Annotated in this window: 15 protein-coding genes, 1 tRNA gene and 1 pseudogene; 5 read left to right on the forward strand and 12 right to left on the reverse strand. The window is 71.7% G+C overall.

All coding sequences use genetic code 11. The features are described from left to right. A pseudogene (locus tag DLJ47_RS01520) lies at positions 1-102 on the forward strand (IS982 family transposase); the annotation flags it as partial. Between the two features lie 13 nt (positions 103-115). Here DLJ47_RS01520 and DLJ47_RS01525 read toward each other — a convergent pair. Next, positions 116-1156 carry an acyltransferase family protein gene (locus tag DLJ47_RS01525; protein WP_158289758.1) on the reverse strand — a complete coding sequence of 347 codons (1041 nt, stop codon included), beginning with the start codon at positions 1154-1156 and terminating at the stop codon, positions 116-118. A gap of 273 nt (positions 1157-1429) precedes the next feature. On the opposite strand from DLJ47_RS01525, the gene DLJ47_RS35580 reads away from it, so the two are divergent. After that, positions 1430-1600, forward strand: a complete 171-nt coding sequence (locus DLJ47_RS35580) for a hypothetical protein (RefSeq protein WP_158289759.1) — start codon at positions 1430-1432, stop codon at positions 1598-1600. Between the two features lie 59 nt (positions 1601-1659). On the opposite strand, the gene DLJ47_RS01530 is transcribed toward DLJ47_RS35580, so the two are convergent. Together DLJ47_RS01530 and DLJ47_RS01535 are read right to left on the reverse strand one after the other, a co-directional pair. Beyond that, positions 1660-2388 carry a hypothetical protein gene (locus DLJ47_RS01530; protein ID WP_109898314.1) on the reverse strand — a complete coding sequence of 243 codons (729 nt, stop codon included), beginning with the start codon at positions 2386-2388 and terminating at the stop codon, positions 1660-1662. Then, positions 2385-2888, reverse strand: a complete 504-nt coding sequence (locus tag DLJ47_RS01535) for a SigE family RNA polymerase sigma factor (RefSeq protein ID WP_109898315.1) — start codon at positions 2886-2888, stop codon at positions 2385-2387. The genes DLJ47_RS01530 and DLJ47_RS01535 overlap by 4 nt, the downstream gene beginning before the upstream one ends. Before the next feature lie 155 nt (positions 2889-3043). Here DLJ47_RS01535 and DLJ47_RS01540 point away from each other — a divergent pair, with 155 nt between their 5' ends. Beyond that, positions 3044-3832 carry a DUF3152 domain-containing protein gene (locus DLJ47_RS01540; RefSeq protein ID WP_109898316.1) on the forward strand — a complete coding sequence of 263 codons (789 nt, stop codon included), beginning with the start codon at positions 3044-3046 and terminating at the stop codon, positions 3830-3832. Positions 3833-3938: 106 nt separating this feature from the next. On the opposite strand, the gene DLJ47_RS01545 is transcribed toward DLJ47_RS01540, so the two are convergent. The 6 genes from DLJ47_RS01545 to DLJ47_RS01570 all read right to left on the reverse strand — a co-directional run bounded on the left by DLJ47_RS01545 (position 3939) and on the right by DLJ47_RS01570 (position 11124). Then, positions 3939-6530 (reverse strand): hypothetical protein, encoded by a 2592-nt coding sequence (locus tag DLJ47_RS01545; protein ID WP_109898317.1) that lies wholly within the window; start codon positions 6528-6530, stop codon positions 3939-3941. 101 nt (positions 6531-6631) lie between these two features. After that, the gene (locus tag DLJ47_RS01550; protein ID WP_158289760.1) at positions 6632-8746 is read right to left on the reverse strand and encodes an NACHT domain-containing protein; all 2115 of its coding nucleotides are present in this window, start codon (positions 8744-8746) and stop codon (positions 6632-6634) included. Positions 8747-8867: 121 nt separating this feature from the next. Next, positions 8868-9359: a hypothetical protein gene (locus DLJ47_RS01555; protein ID WP_199235647.1), complete on the reverse strand. Its 492-nt coding sequence runs from the start codon at positions 9357-9359 to the stop codon at positions 8868-8870. An 82-nt stretch (positions 9360-9441) separates the two neighbouring features. Then, positions 9442-10008 (reverse strand): hypothetical protein, encoded by a 567-nt coding sequence (locus tag DLJ47_RS01560; protein ID WP_109898320.1) that lies wholly within the window; start codon positions 10006-10008, stop codon positions 9442-9444. 166 nt (positions 10009-10174) lie between these two features. Further along, a complete protein-coding gene (locus tag DLJ47_RS01565; RefSeq protein ID WP_109898321.1) occupies positions 10175-10366 on the reverse strand; it encodes a DUF397 domain-containing protein in 192 nt (63 codons plus the stop codon). Beyond that, a complete protein-coding gene (locus DLJ47_RS01570) occupies positions 10357-11124 on the reverse strand; it encodes a helix-turn-helix domain-containing protein (RefSeq protein ID WP_109898322.1) in 768 nt (255 codons plus the stop codon). The genes DLJ47_RS01565 and DLJ47_RS01570 overlap by 10 nt, the downstream gene beginning before the upstream one ends. Positions 11125-11293: 169 nt before the next feature. On the opposite strand from DLJ47_RS01570, the gene DLJ47_RS01575 reads away from it, so the two are divergent. Both DLJ47_RS01575 and DLJ47_RS01580 read left to right on the forward strand, forming a co-directional pair. Continuing rightward, positions 11294-11530, forward strand: a complete 237-nt coding sequence (locus tag DLJ47_RS01575; RefSeq protein WP_109898323.1) for a hypothetical protein — start codon at positions 11294-11296, stop codon at positions 11528-11530. Continuing rightward, positions 11524-11775: a flavin reductase gene (locus tag DLJ47_RS01580; protein ID WP_109898324.1), complete on the forward strand. Its 252-nt coding sequence runs from the start codon at positions 11524-11526 to the stop codon at positions 11773-11775. Before DLJ47_RS01575 ends, DLJ47_RS01580 begins: the two co-directional genes overlap by 7 nt. A gap of 110 nt (positions 11776-11885) precedes the next feature. Here the strand turns inward: DLJ47_RS01580 and DLJ47_RS01585 are convergent, their stop codons facing one another. The 3 genes from DLJ47_RS01585 to DLJ47_RS01595 form a co-directional block, all read right to left on the reverse strand. Continuing rightward, complete coding sequence (locus DLJ47_RS01585) at positions 11886-13562, reverse strand: integrin alpha (protein WP_109898325.1); 1677 nt, start codon at positions 13560-13562, stop codon at positions 11886-11888. 178 nt (positions 13563-13740) lie between these two features. Continuing rightward, entirely contained in the window at positions 13741-14304 is a 564-nt protein-coding gene (locus DLJ47_RS01590) for a dihydrofolate reductase family protein (RefSeq protein ID WP_109898326.1), read from the reverse strand. Positions 14305-14714: 410 nt separating this feature from the next. Next, positions 14715-14799, reverse strand: a tRNA-Ser gene (locus tag DLJ47_RS01595). Positions 14800-14854 lie beyond the last annotated feature (55 nt).

Below are 14854 nucleotides of genomic sequence, written 5' to 3' on the forward strand. Positions count from 1 at the left end.
GTGCGGGTGGCCCAGCGTCTCCTGGCCATGGCTGCCGCCATCTGGCACAACAACAAGACCGGCGCACCCGTCACCCGGTCACTGATCGCCTACGACCACTGACCGGGATTCGGAACTACTCGTCTAGGTGCCAGGAGAGCGCCGCGAGGACCAGCGTGCCGGCGGTCGACGCCGCCAGGTACGTGACGAAGCCGTACCGCACCCCGATGAGCAGGGCGACCACCTGCTGCACTGGGAACGCGTAGATGTAGATGCCGTACGAGTAGTCCCGCTTGCGGCCGATGGAGTGCAGCCAGCGGGGCAGACCGACCGCCAGGTACAGCAGCAGGTACGCCAGCAGCGGCACACCGATGACCCAGAAGGCACCGAACCGCAGCGTCACGGCGAGCCCGACGGCGGCGAAGGCTGCCAGCCAGCCGGTCATGGGCACCCGGTGCGCGTACAGCTTGGCAACCGCACCGAGCAGGAAGACGAAGGCCAGGTAGATGACAACCTGCTTGTCGAACACACCGACGACCGGGTAAGGGCCGAGCACACCGTGCTTGGGCGGGCGGGCGATGAGCCCGTCACCCCGGACGAAGTCCTCGACGACGACCCCGTACGCACCGAGCAGCAGCAGCACCACGGCGCCGCGCGCCCGGGCCAGGACCGAAGCCGCGACCAGCGCCGCCAGCATGACGTAGCAGACCACCTCGTACCGCAAAGTCCACAGTGAACCGTTGACCGGGCCGCCGCCCTCGAGACCGCGTCCATACGGCACGTCGCCGAGGATGCCGGAGATCGTCCACTGGTCCATGGCGAACAGCCAGTTCGACCGTAGGTACTGCCACGGGCCGTACGGGTGGTCCCAGAAGCCGGCAAGGGTGCCCAACTCGTAGTACGCGACCGCCGGCGCCATCACCAGCGCGGTCAGCAGCAGGCACACCCACAGACCGGGCAGGATGCGCAGCGCGCGGTGCCAGAGGTACCGCGGCAGGCTGAAACGCAGCGCACTGCCAGTGATGAGGAAGCCGGAAAGAACGAAGAAGCCGTACACCGCAAGCTTGCCGACATCGGTCTGCCGCATCGTCTCGGCGCTGCCGAGCATCGGCCGGCCCAGCGCGAGGGGCCAGCAGTGCGCGACGAGCACCGCGAACGCCAGCGTCAACCGCAGCACGCCGATGCTGTTGGCCCGGCCGTCGAACCGGTCCGCCAGAGTCGGGAGCCTACCGCCGAACCGGACCAGCGGTGAACGCGCCAGAAGTCCCGTGCCCAATGCCCACGCCCCGTTTTGTGGTGCCGTTGTCCGACGCTGCTGGCCGGCCCCGCGGTGCCTGTACTGTATTGGGCCGTTGCCGGATCCGATAGTTGCGTCAGGCCCGCCGGGCGTCGACCAACCGCGAGTCGCGCACGCGACGGCAACCCGACACCGTACGACTTCAGCTTCGCAGTGGCCTTCGGTGCGGCGGCGAAGCACTACCTGTTCGGACGAAGCTGGGACGAGGTCGCCCGCAACGGTGGACGTGAACTGCTCGTCGACCACATCCATCTGAACGACCGAGGCGGAGCAATCATCACCGATTTCGCCGCTCACTGGCTGTCCGTTAGCAAGCCGACCTGACGCGAGGGCGAATGCCCGGCAGATCCGCACTGATCAGCCCGGCGTTCCGCCTTCGGCGGTCAGAGCTTCCGGCCCTGCGCGTCGCGGGCGATGATGCCGTCCAGGCGTACGCCGGGGGCCAGCCGCTGCGGGTCGAACCAGAAGATCACCACCCGCGGGTCCTCGCTCCACTTCGCCAACCGGGCGTCGACCTGCCGGCCGTCCACGGTGCCGATGATGCGGCTCGCCGGCCCCACGAAGTAGCCGAAGGTGGGCATCGGCGGGCGGTCCGCGCTGGAGACGTACGCGTCGTAGCCGATCTCGTGGAATCCCGGCCGCCGGTCGCTGCCCTCGACGTCGTTGGCCAGGAAGTCCGAGGTCAGCGTGCCGTCGGCGGCCCGCCGGCCGGCGACCAGCCCGATCTTCACCCGGGGTTCGTGGGGCAGGTGGACGGCGACGAAGTAGAAGACCCGCTCGTCGCTGCCGTACCGGATCCCGCTGTCCACCACGCCACCGATCGGCACCGGTCGCGGCTCCACCGGGGTTGGTGTGGGCTCCGAAGGACGGACGGCCGGCGCGGTGACCGCCGGCGCGGCCGACCGTTCCGGCTCCGGCGGCGCCGCCTGCCGTACGGCGACCGTGGCGCCCGCGACCACCGCCAGCAGCATCGCCGCCGCGCCGGTGCCGGCGAGCCGCCGGCGGCGACGCAGGCGGCGCCCCTCGCGCATGATCGTGGTCAGGTCGAGGGCTTCGGGCCCGGTCCGTTCGGTCGCCCGCATGGCCCGCCGGAGCTGGTCCGCCTCGTTCATCGGCCCACCCCGTGGGTCGCCGGCGTCCCGACGCCGACCTTGCGCAGCTTCTTTAGGGCACGGGAGCTGGTGCTCTTCACCGTCCCGACCGAGACGTCGAGTTCGTGGGCCACCTGCGCCTCCGGCAGATCGAAGTAGTAGCGCAGGACGACGATGGCGCGCTCGCGGGGGCTGAGCGTGCCGAGGATGTCGAGCAGCCAGCGCCGGGTGGCCACCTCCTCGGCGACGTCGCCCCGGCGCTGCTCCGGCAGGTCCACGCTCGGGTACTCGCGGATCGGTCGGCGCCAGCTGTCGACCAGGTGGTTGACCATCACTGTCCGGGCGTAACCGTAGGCGTCGTTGTCGCGGACCCGCGACCACGACGCGTAGGTGCGCACCAGCGCGGTCTGCGCCGCGTCCTCGGCCTGGTGGTGGTCGCCGGTGATCAGGAAGGCGGCGTGCACCAGCCGACCGGACGCCGACCGGGCGAACTCGACGAACTCCGCGTCACCCCGAGCCATGCCCGCCCCGCCCGCCGTTCGCGCATCCCACGACGGACAGGACGAGTGGGACCGACGAAAGGTTGAGTCCGCGCGAGATCAACTTTCCGGCCCGGCCACCCGTCCTCCCCGCTGCGCACCACCGGCGACCGGCGCTGCGCGGCGAGGGGAGACGCATGACAACGAAGAGTACGGGCCGGGCCCGCGCCATCGGCGCGCCGCTGCTGCTGAGCGCGCTGCTCGCCGGTTGCGGACTGCCGGCGGCCGGACAACCACCCGCCCCGCCCGTCGCGACGGAGACCGCCACCGCCACCACCGCACCGCCGGTGACCGCCCAGCCGACGGCCGCCGCCGTCAGCTACCCGGCCGACGGGGGCAACCGGTGGTACGGCGCCGCCGCCGAAACCCCGGCGCCGGGCGGGAGCGGTCGGCTGTGGCGCTACCGGGTGGCGGTGGAGCGGAACATCCGGGGCATTCCGGTGGCGGAGTTCGCGGCGGAGGTCACCCGGACGCTGAACGACCCGCAGGGCTGGACCGCGGGCGGGACGCTGCGGCTGCGCCGGGTCGGCTGGGGCCAGCCGGCCGACTTCACCATCTACCTGGTGACCCCCGGCACCCGCGACGAGCTGTGCGGGGACGTGCCGGACGGCTACACCTCCTGCCGCAACGGCGGCCGGGTGGTGCTCAACGTGGCCCGCTGGGTCAAGGGGGTGCCGCGATACGGCGCCAGCCTCGCCACCTACCGGCGGTACATGGTCAACCACGAGGTCGGGCACCGGTTGGGCATGGGGCACGAGCGGTGCCCGGGGCGGGGCCGACCGGCGCCGGTGATGCAGCAGCAGACGCTGGGCCTGCACGGCTGCACCGCCAACGCGTTGCCGTACCTCGACGGGGAGCGCTACACGGGCCCGTCCGGGGCGTACGACGACCCGATCCCGCCCCGCGAGCGCGGCCGCCGGGGCTGACCCGTCGCTGGGAGCGGGAACGCCCGGCCGGTCCGTGCGGACCGACCGGGCGTTCCAGGTGTACGACCGGACCACGGGCTGCCACGCTGAGTCGGTCTGCCAGTACTCAGGTGGTGGGGGCGCTGGGATCCCGGTGGGCGAGCCGGTACGTAGCGTCCAGCCCGTCGGCCTCCAGGAGCACCGTGAGCGGTCCCACCGGCAGGCTGCAGGTGAGCGTCCCGGCGGAGTCATAGCCGTTGGGCCGGCAGTACCGGTTGCCCTGGCTGTCGAAGACCGACACCTTGGCGCTTCCGGTGCCGGCGGTGCGCGTCCAGGTGACGCTTCCCGTCGCGGCGTGCTGATCGGCCGGGATCGAGAAGCAGGTCACGAACCGGTCCGCCCCGGTGATGACCGTGGTGTCCGCGGGCAGCACCGGGCAGGCGGGCGGCCCGTCGACCCGGGAGAAGGCCACCGCGTAGGCGTCGGCGGGCTTACCGCTTCGGCCCTTCAGCAGCGCGTAGAACGGGGCCTGCCCGGTCAGCTCGCAGCTGTACCCGCGAAGTTGGGAGGCGCCGCACAGGGTGGTGCCGGTGGCGTCCACGACGACGATGTCACTGTTCACCCCATCCGGCTCCGATTCAACGATGCGGGCACCGGCCGGACTGGTCAACCGAAGGCAGTTGATCTGCCCGGCGGCCGGGAAGTCGAGCCGGTGGGCCGCATCCCGCCACCCGGTGTCGGACACGCTGGCGCAGCCCGACGGAGCCCACGGCAAAAGCGCTGCGGCGTACTCGACGTCGTTCTCGACGACGTTGTACGGGTCGAACACCACTGTGTACCGTCCGGCGGTGGAAAGCGCACAAGTGTAGGGGAAACCGGACGCGGGTGGTGTGGGCTCGAAGAGGGGGGCGGCGCAGACCCTTCGACCCTGGTGGTCGTACAGCCAGCTCAACACGCCCTGGTTGGTCGCGCTGACGGTGCGTAGCCGGTAGTCGCCAGCCTCCGCGATCTCGACCGTGCGGCAGCGGATCGGGCCCACGACCGGAGCGGCGTCGTAACTGCCGGGTACGAGAGCTGGGCAGCCGGTGGGGTCGGAAATCCGCCGGATCTGCAGCTGGAATGTCGGGCCGAGACTGTCGGTGACCTGCCGCGACGGATACCAGACCACCCGGTACGTGCCGTCGGCCGGGAGCACACACCCACCGGAGGTGGGGGCCGAGTAGGCGCAGGTCCAGGTGCCGCCCTCGCCGACCAGCCATTTGGTCATCTCGACGGGTGCGGTGTAGGTGGCGACCCGGTCGCCGGCCTTGCCCTGGAACGGGTGGCAGATCGTCTGCACCACAGAGGTCAACCGTGCGCTGACGGTCGCCTGGTCCCAACCGGTGTCGACGGCCGGGGCGCACCCTTCGGCGTGCTGCGTCGGCGTCACCGTCAGCTGGTAGTCCCGGGGGTTGGCAGTGTTGTCGCCCCAGGGCAGCACCGTGTACTTCCCCGCCGCGGCCAGGACGCAGTCCGCCGCCAACGATGACTCCCCGCAGATGTACCGCCCGGTGTCGTCGTACAGCCTCCATCTCACGTCGGACGGGTGGATGCGAACCGCGACCTGACCCGGTGTGGTGATGGAGAACGCGTGGCACGTCTTCTGGTTCGGCTCCAGACGGCCCTGACCGATGGCGGCTCCCGGGTCGCCGAACGGGGCCAGCGGTAGCGTCGCGCAGCCGACCGCCCGAGAAATGCGCGGAAGCCTGAGGGCGTACGGGGCTGCCTCGCCGTCGATCTGCTGGAGGAAGAGCCGGTACGGTCCGGCCGTGCTCAGCTCGCAGTCGGAGTTGTCGGTGACGGAACCGCAGAGCATGAAGCCCTTAGCGTCCAGAATCTGCGCGTAGAGGCCGCTGCGATCGCGGAGGTGCGGCGCGGCGATGAACAGCTTGGTGCCGGTGGGCTGGTCGAACGTGAAGCAGCGGGCGGCCAACCCGGCTGGGTAGGTGCCGCTGAGCCCGGCCGACGCCCAGGAGAAGACGTCCTCCGGCAGTTGCGCGCACGCCGACGGAGCCCGCCGCGACTCGACGGAGAGGGTGTAACCGCCCCTGCTCCCGTTGACGGTGGTCACCGTGATCGTGTAGCTGCCCGCGGAGCCGAGCCGGCACGAGGTGAGGTACTCGCGGTAGGGGTCGATGTCACAGAACTTCGTGCCGCCGGAGTCGGTCACCTGAGCAGAGAGGCTGGCACCCGAAAGCTCCACCAGCTGGGCATACAGGGTGTCCGAGTCGGCGGTGGCGGTGAACGTCCAGATGTTCCGCTGCTGGTCGACGATCGACGGGCAGGTCTCGACCGTGCCGAGGGCCAGCTCACCGCCGCAGGTGCCGTTGCGGCTGTTCCACGGTTGCTGGGTGACCCTGGCCGTCCGGGTCCGGGTCGGCTCCGCCGTCGGCTCGGCGGTCGCGCTAGCCGCCGACGTAGGCGTCGGGGCGGCGGCCGGGGCCGAGGCGGTCGGCGCGGGCGTGACTGCGCTGGCGGCGGCCGGCGATCCGGCTGCGGTCGATGCGGCCCTGGTGGTCGTGGCGGCGGTGGTCGCGGCCGGCGTCGTCCCGCCGGGACTGGTGGCGGACGGGCCGACCAGGAACGCCGGGACGGTCAGTACGGCCGTGGCGACCAGCGCGAGCCGTGGAAATCCTCTGCCGGTTCGATTGTCCGGGCGGGAGGGCAGGGTTGCGCTCAACTCAACTCCCCATGAACGCCACGCGGCGACTGCGCGGGCGTGGAGATGATTCCACGGAGAATGATCTTCGGCAATCCGCCGACCGTGCGATGGGGCGGCGTTCAGCCGGTCGCCCGTCCCTCCGCGACGGACCCGGTCGCCGGGGCCGCCGTCTCGGTCGCCGGCTCCGCCGGCTGGTGGGGGATCGGCTCCGGCCCGGCCGCGAAGTGGTCCAGCAGTTCCCGGTGCACGAAGATGTAGCCGTCGCCGACCTGGCGCAGGAAGAGGCACTGCACGGCGTAGTTGAGGAACGGCAGCACCGGGTACGGCAGCACCTGGCGACGGGCGAGGCCCCGCCGGACCAGCCACTGCTCCGCGACCGGCGTGAGCGCCACCAGGGCCAGCACCACCAGCATCGCTCCGGCGCCGAGCAGCGCCCCGAACCGGACCGCGTCGCCCACGCTGGTGAGCGGGGCGGCGGCGGCTGCGGCCAGGCCGCCGGCGGTCAGCCCGAGAGGCACCAGCCGGCGGGAGACGAAGGCCAGCCGGCGGCGTAGGAGCGGGCTGGGCACCTCACGCCGGTCCGCCGCGAGTGGAGGTGGGCGGAGGAACAGCAGCACGTGGGCGCTGTCCAGCGCGGCGAAGGCGGCGAGGGCGGCGAGGAAGTAGCCGGTGCCGTACCCGATGCCCGCGGTCCAGGTCAGGTCGGCCGCGTCCGGCAGGGCGGAGAGCACCCCGACGGCGACGGAGAGCGCCCCGATGGCGGCCACGGTCGGCCGTTCGACCCGCACCGCGGCCACCGCGCTCATCAGCGAACCCGTCAACCAGCCGTAACCGCCCAGGTCCTCGCGTTGCCGGCGCAGCAGGTGGGCCAGTAGCCGCAGGTTGTTGTAGTGGGCGACGTACAGGAAGACCGCCAGGACCACCATGCCGGCGGCGGCGACCCGGCTGGGCGGTTCGGACAGCCACCAACCGCAGAGGCCGAGCACCGCGCCCACGGCGACGAGGCTGACGACCTGGGCGAGCAGGGACGCCACCGCGATCCGGCCGGGTCGCGGCGACCAGGTCTCGTCGATCAGGTCGAGCACGAAGACCGTCTGCCCACGGTCCCGGAGTTCACGGGCGAGGGTGGTCAGCCAGGCGGTGATCCGCGCCGGCGGGTAGTGCGGATGCGGCCGCCGGTGCAGCATCGTCTCGACGTACCGGGCGAAGAGCCGTTGTCGTCCGGAGCCGGACGTGTCCGGTTTGGACGCCGGACCGTCGGCGTATGCGAGGGCCATGATGCTGAGCAGCAGCGGCGAGTCGGCCAGGTCCCACAGCTCCGGGTCGGCGGCGAGCGCGGCCCGCAGCCCGGCCAGCCCGGCCGCCTCCGCGTACCGCTTGATCTGGGCCCGGCCGAGGGGCTGGATGGTGACCGTGCCGTAGACCGGCAGACCGGTGCCGAGCCGCTCGTACTCCGCGCTGCGGCAGCAGACGGCGAGCGGGGTGAGCGGCTGGCCGGCGTGGTAGTCGGCGATCGCCCGGGTGAAGGCGTCCCGGTGCTCCTCGGTCACCTCGTCCAAGCCGTCGAGCAGGGGCAGGATCTCGCCGGCCGCCACCCAGGCCGACCCCTGCTCGGGCGGGATGCCGTACCGCTCGGTGAGCTGGTCGACCAGCCAGCGCGCGAGCGGCCGGCGGTGGGTGGCCCAGGAGGCGAGGTTGAGCACCACCGGGATCGGCGCCTCCGGGTCGGCCTCGGCCCGGTTGAGCAGGTCCCGGGCGAGTTCCAGCAGGGTCGTCGTCTTGCCGGCGCCCGGCGCGCCGAGGATCACCACCGCGCGGTCGAGCCGGTCGAAGAGCGCCGCCATGGACGTCCGGGCGTCGAGGACTCCGCTGAACCCGTCCCGGTGACTGGCCCGTACCGTCCACGGGTGCCGGCGGTCGTCGGCGGTCGCCGTGATGCCCAGCTCGATCCGGATCTCCTCGTGCAGCGAGCGGTCCAGGACGCTGGTCACCCAGTAGCGGCGTACCCGTTCCAGCAGCACCCGGCGGGCCCGCGCGGCGCCGGCCGGCGTCGCCGCGCGAGGCTCGCGCGCCGCGCGGACCTCCACCGCCACCAGGACCAGCACCAGGACGATGAGCAGGGGCCAGGCCAGCCAGAGGTACGGCGACCAACCCGCCGGCAGCGCGCCGGTGGCGACGTTGGTGGCAACCCCCAGCAATGCCACGCCGACCACCGACAGGACGACCCTGCTCACCCCACGCATGCGTCGTCTCTACCGTCCGCCGTCCACTCGCACAAGGATGATCATGGGGTTGGCGGCGATGTCGATTTCCTTGACCGCCGCCAATCTCATGACCAATGAGGCGTCTGGACGGTCAGCAGGGGTCGTGGCCCTCGGTAAAGAGGCGTTGGGCCCAGTCGGCGTAGCCGGTGATTATCTTGCGGACCGTCCGGCCGTCGTGCAGGAAGAGGTACGCGCGGTCGCCACGGCGGGCGAGCAGGCCGTCGAACCGGTACGTCCCCTGTGGAGCACGAAGCCGGACGGCCGCCGGGTAGTGGGCCCGGACCTGCTCGACCGGGGTGCCGGCGGTGACGCCCTCCGGGGTACGTACCGGCTCACCGAGCCAGAGCAGCACCAGCCGGTCCTCGGCGAAGACCGGGCTGACCGTCTCGTGCCCGGCCAACGTCGGGCCGCAGGCCATGACGTCGGTACGCAGGATGCCCCGTCGGGTCAGCTCGCTCTCGGTGTCGCCGAACTCGATGTCGGGTAGCCCGTCGAGGCCGACGACCTGCACCGCGCCGGCCGGTCGACCGCTGACCGACCTATCTGGATGGACGCCGCTGCCGGCCACGGAGGCAGCCGTCAGCAGCGCCGCAATGAAGGCGAATTGTCGCAATTTCATGGAGTCCCCCGGGGTCTCCAACGGGACCGGGGCGTTCAGGTTGCTGCTAGCCGGAAGATTGCCGGTCTTCCCACTCCTCGGCCAGCTCGTCCCAGTAGTCGGCGCTCAGTCGCCGCCGCCCGTGCGCCAGCCAACCCTCGGTGCTCCGCTCCACGTGCAGCCCCAGTTCGGCGAACGGGTCGATCCACGCGCCGGGCTCCGCGCCCAGCCGAACCAGGGCGGCGTTGAGCGGCCACTCCGTCCGCGGCCCGTCGAAGGCGGTGTCGAGCCGCGGACCCCAGCTCAGCGTGCCACCGAGCCAGACCGCCGCCGACTGGTAGCCAACGCCCCCGAAGAACTCCGCTTCCAGGTAGGCCACCGGCCCCTGCCGCGACCAGCGCGCCAGGACCTCGCTCAGCGCCGGCGAGAGGACCAGGTGGAAGGGGTGCTCGGCATCGCGGTCGGCGACCGAGAAGTCCGGCAGCGCGCCGGTCAGCTCCGCCACCAGTTGCGGAGTGACCGGCAGCAGCGCGAAGTCCTGGCGTAACTCGCCGAGCACCGCGTGATCCAGCTCGCCGGTCTGCTCGGCGAGCAGCGCGGCGTCCGCCACCACGGCGCTGAGCTGGTAACTCATCCGAACCCTCCGGCATCCACAGGCTGTGGATGGAACATGTGTACGACGGGATCCGCCGCTCGGCGTGCGGCCCGGGGCCGGCGGAGCGTCGCTGCCTCGGGACATCATCGACCCGGCGCAGCCGGGGCGCGGGGGCGGCCCGTCGCCGGAGCGGGCGGGCGGCCGGTCAGCTCTGCTCGGGGACGCGCGCGACGAACGCCCGCCAGGCCGCGGGCGGGAAGACGAGCGCCGGGCCGGTCGGGTCCTTGGAGTCGCGGACGCCGACCACACCGGGCAGGTTGTCGGCGACCTCCACGCAGTTGCCGCCGTTGCCGCTGCTGCGGCTGCTCTTGCGCCACCGGGCGCCGTTCAGCTCCATGTCTCCGCCACTTCCCTGATCAGGTCGACTGACTGCCAGTGGGTGAGCGCCTCGCCGCGCACGTTCTCCCACGCTGCCATCATGGCCGCGAGGTCGTCCGGGTCGCTAACCACTTGTCCCTGGAGTTGGTTGTCGAGGTAACCGGCGACCCGGTGGTCGGCGCTGGTGGCGATGACGAACGGCCCGTTCAGGCCGGCGTAGGCACCGACCGTCGACGGCACGACGTGGATCCGCACGTGCGGTTCGGCGCACACCGCCACCAGCGTCCGCAGTTGCTCGTGCATGGTGGCCCGGCCGGCGACCGGCCGCCGCAGCACCGCCTCGTCCACCACGGCGGTGAACTGCGGCGGGTCGTCCCGCTTCAGCACGCCCTGCCGGGCGAGCCGCGCCATCAGGTGCCGTTCGACATCGGCGCGGGGGATCAGCCCGGCGCCGCCGAGCACGGCCCGGGCGTACGCCTCGGTCTGGAGCAGGCCCGGCAGGACCACCGACTCGTACGACCGCAGTGACACCGCCTCGCGCTCGATCTCCTGCCAGGGCCGGAACCAGATGGGGTCACGACGTCTCGACGTGTCCGGCCAGATGTCCGAGATGTTCTTTTGCAGGGCCTCCGCCGCCGCCACCCGGTGCCGCGGGTGCGGGATACGGTCCTCGGTCAGCCACCGGCTGACGGTCTTCGGGTCGACACCGACTCGTTCGGCGAGTGATTCGATCGTGTGCCCGGTGTCGCCGAGCGCCACCCGGAGCGCGTCGTTCACGGACCCTCCCATCGGATGTCTCGAATATCCGGTCACCATATCGCTACGCCCTGTATCTGTCTGACCACTATCGGGAAGGTGGGTAACGAGACGCGCAGGAAGGAGAGTGGTCGTGGGAGAAGCGGTGTGCGGACCGACGCCCGGGGTGGCGCGGCGGAGCGAGTCAACAGTGGACCGACTCACGGTCGGTGTGGCCATCCGGGTGCCCGCCGAGGCGTACCGCACCGGCGAAGGGCCGCTGACCCTGCTGATCACCGAGGTGCTGGGACGCGGGCCGTTCCAGGGCGTCGAGTGGGCCGAGGTACGCGGCCACGAGGTCCACCCGGACGGCACCCTGCGCATCCGGCAGTCCTCCGCCCTCGTCCGGGTCGACCAGGCCCGGCCCGTCGAGGTGCGGTCGTGGTGACCCGCCGCCGCGACCATGCACCGACCCGCCCGACCTGGCGCTGCGCCGCCTGCGGCATCGCCTGGCCCTGCTCGCCGGCGAAGCTGCGGCTGCTCGGGGAGTATCGGCACGATCGGGCGGCGCTGACCGTCTACCTGGCGACGCTCCAGGCCGAGGCCGCCGAACACCTCGCCGCGCTCGATCAGGGCCCGCTCCCGGTCGACCTGACCGACCGCTTCGTCAGCTGGGCCCGCCCCCGCGAGTAGCCCCTGCCCGTACGCCGAGGGGCCGGCCCCGCGGTGGGACCGGCCCCTCGGTGACGCTCTGGCGAGCGCGCCGCTGCCCGACCGGCATGTCCGGCCGGGCAGCGGCGGCGTCAGAACAGCGGCCCGCCGCTCTGCGGCCCGGCGATCCGCAGGCCGTACCGCTGGGGCCAGATGACCTCGGTGCGCAAGGTCAGCCCGCTCCACGAGGTGTTCGCCGGGGTCAGCGCACCGGGGGCGCCGGGGAGCGGGACCCCGTGGAACGGGACCAGGGTGCCGGACGGGTACCCGGCCAGGTCGCCGCTCACCTCTTCGCCGACGGACCCGACGAGGGCGTCCATCCCGCCGGTGCCGTCGAGGTTCAGCAGGGCGACGGAGGCGCCGAACTTGTCCCCGCGCTCGGCGGTGTCCGGGACGACCGCGTGGTTCTGGTCGAACCCCTGCGCCCCGGTCCCGGTCAACCCGGCGGCGGAGCCCTTGAGCAGGACGACCATGCCGGCCTCCGCCTGGGAGCCGATCCCCTCGCCGGGGACGCCGATCAGCACGTCCGCCTTGCCGTCGCGGGTCACGTCGCCGACCGCGAGCGTCCCGCCGAAACGATCGTCGTCCTCGGGGTCGCCCGGCACGCCGGCCGTACGCTGCGTGAAGATCCGCACCGCGCCGGCCGACAGGCCGGCGGTGCGCCCGGTGAAGACCGCGACGAGCCCGCCGTTGATGTGCGGGGTCTGCGCGCCCGGTGCCCCGGCGACGACCTCGCCGAGCCCGTCGCCGTTCACGTCGCCGATCGCGAGCACGTCACCCAGGTACCAGGCGATGGTGTTGGCGTCGCCGGTCGCGGGCGCCACGGCCGCACCGGTGACCGAGGTGGCGCCGGTGGTCGAGACCCCACCCGGCCCGCCCCACATCAGGGTGACCATGCCGGTGCCGTTCCAGGACACGCCGTCGTTCTCCCGGGGAGCGCCGATGACCAGGTCCTGGTACCGGTTGCTGTCGACCTTCCCGATCGCCAGCGAGTAGCCGAACTGGTCGTTGTTCTCGGCCGCGCCGGGCACCGCTGCCAGATCCTGGTGCAGGTGCTGGGCGCCGGTGGCCGTGAGGCCGGCCGGCCCGCCGAAGAGGACGGTGACCGCGCCGGCGTCCGCCTTGCTCCCGACCGACTCCCCGTACGCGCCGATCGCGAGGTCGTCGCGGGCGTCCCCGTTGATGTCACCGGCTGCCAGCGCGGCGCCGAACCGGTCCCAGGTCTCCGCGACGTCGGGAACGCCTGCGGAACTCTGGTTGAAGTGGATCGCCGAATTCGGCACCAGGCCCGCCTTGCTGCCCGGAATGATCCAGACCCCGCCGCCGTGGGCCTTGTTCCCGGGATCCACCTCGTCCGGGTCGCCGATCGCCAGGTCGTCGTAGCGGTCGCCGTTGAAGTCTCCCGCCACCAGAGCCATGCCGAAGCAGGAGCACCCACTGTCGGACTGCGACATCAGGCCGATGAAGTAGTCGACCTGCGGCGCGGACGAGTAGCGCACGGAGACGACACCCATCGCGGGGTAGGGCAGGCCGTTGTAGTTGGAGGGGTCGGCGGTGGCCGCCACGTCGTCGACGCCGTCGCCGTCGAAGTCGGATCGGGTGCCGCCGAACCCCCGCATCGGGGTGCTCGGTTTCGCCACCCGGTGGTGGGCGATGACGACGCCGTCCCGGGTGATGGTCTGGACGCCCTCCGCGGCCTGCGCTGGCACACCGATCGCCAAGCCGGCCAGGACGGCCAGCACAGATACGCTCGCGGTGCTTCGTCGCATCAGAACCCCCGCTCGTATGGATGCCCCGACACCGTAGAGGGGCGCGTCGATCCTGGTAACCAGGCGAACGGGCAGGACGGGCGACGAGCGGGCACGGCCGACCACCGAAATGGACGCCGGATGGCTGGGCGGGCGCTCGTCAAAGGCCGTGGCGCCCAGATCAGGGTGGTGACCCTGGTCAGTGGCCGAGAGTGCGGTAACGGAGGTGAACGACGCCGTTTCGGAATCGGCGCTCGTCGAGGAGCGCGAAGTCCGCGCGTACGCCAGTGGGCAGCCCCGGCTTGCCGCCTCCGACGGCCGTGGGCCAGACGAATAACTGGCACTCGTCAACCAGTCCAGCCCGCATGGCTTGCGCCGCCAGGTTGGCGCCTCCAATGGTGATATCCCTGCCGGCGGTGGCCTTCAGTTGGCGTACGACGGCGGGGTCGAAATGGCGCTCCAAGCGGGTGCTGGCCGTTGACACCGCGGTGAGAGTCGTGGAGTAGACGACCTTGTTCGCCGCTTGCCAGGCGCTCGCGAAGTCAGCCATGAGGCCGGACTGCGCGGCTAGAGCAGCGTCGGTTTCCCAGACAGCCATCGATTCGTACAGGCGCCGCCCGTACAGGAAGGTACCCACGGACCGCACGAGGTTGGTGGTGAACGTGAATACCTCGTCGTCGGGCGGGAACCAGGCGAAGGCTCCGCTCTCGTCCTCGATATAGCCGTCAAGCGACACGTTGGTCACATAGATCAGCTTGGCCATGCCTCTACCTTCCGGTGTACGTAGCGACCCGATGGGGATGCGCCCCCCGCCTGCCAGCTGGTTGAGCATCACGGGTCGGGCAGACGTCTCCGCCTGTCGTCCGTTCTACGAACGACTCGGCCCGGATCGGACGCCATCCCGAGAGAAAATTCCATGGGAGGAGGGCATACCCGGCGACAGGCGGCGCGCCAGTTACGCACCGTGACAGCCGAGCCCCAAGAGAGGCGGCCAACCGTCACCCTTCAAGTGATCGACCTACTGCGGCAGCACCGGGAAGGAACAGGACGCCGAGCGCGAAACCGCCGCGCAGCTCTGGCGCGACGATGGGTGGGTATCAGGTTCGCCGCGACGTAGCGCGGAGGGCCGGTCCCTGACGGGGCCGGCCCTTCCGTTTGTGCTGCTCAAGAGAGCGGAGGATACGAGATTCGAACTCGTGAGGGTGTTAACCCAACACGCTTTCCAAGCGTGCGCCCTAGGCCTCTAGGCGAATCCTCCGCCGAACAGGATACAGGTCCCCGCCGGATCGCCCACCCCACCACCCCCGGTGGTG

The sequence above is a fragment of the Micromonospora sp. S4605 genome, from assembly GCF_003176715.1.
Taxonomy (GTDB): Bacteria; Actinomycetota; Actinomycetes; order Mycobacteriales; family Micromonosporaceae; genus Micromonospora; species Micromonospora echinaurantiaca.

Excerpts from the sequence above, each read along its gene's own strand:
- DLJ47_RS01540 (WP_109898316.1), top strand. The coding sequence starts at position 3,044 with ATGACAACGAAGAGTACGGGCCGGGCCCGCGCCATCGGCGCGCCGCTG.
- DLJ47_RS01535 (WP_109898315.1), bottom strand. The coding sequence starts at position 2,888 with ATGGCTCGGGGTGACGCGGAGTTCGTCGAGTTCGCCCGGTCGGCGTCC.
- DLJ47_RS01585 (WP_109898325.1), bottom strand. The coding sequence starts at position 13,562 with ATGCGACGAAGCACCGCGAGCGTATCTGTGCTGGCCGTCCTGGCCGGC.
- DLJ47_RS01560 (WP_109898320.1), bottom strand. The coding sequence starts at position 10,008 with ATGAGTTACCAGCTCAGCGCCGTGGTGGCGGACGCCGCGCTGCTCGCC.
- DLJ47_RS01530 (WP_109898314.1), bottom strand. The coding sequence starts at position 2,388 with ATGAACGAGGCGGACCAGCTCCGGCGGGCCATGCGGGCGACCGAACGG.
- DLJ47_RS01590 (WP_109898326.1), bottom strand. The coding sequence starts at position 14,304 with ATGGCCAAGCTGATCTATGTGACCAACGTGTCGCTTGACGGCTATATC.
- DLJ47_RS01565 (WP_109898321.1), bottom strand. The coding sequence starts at position 10,366 with ATGGAGCTGAACGGCGCCCGGTGGCGCAAGAGCAGCCGCAGCAGCGGC.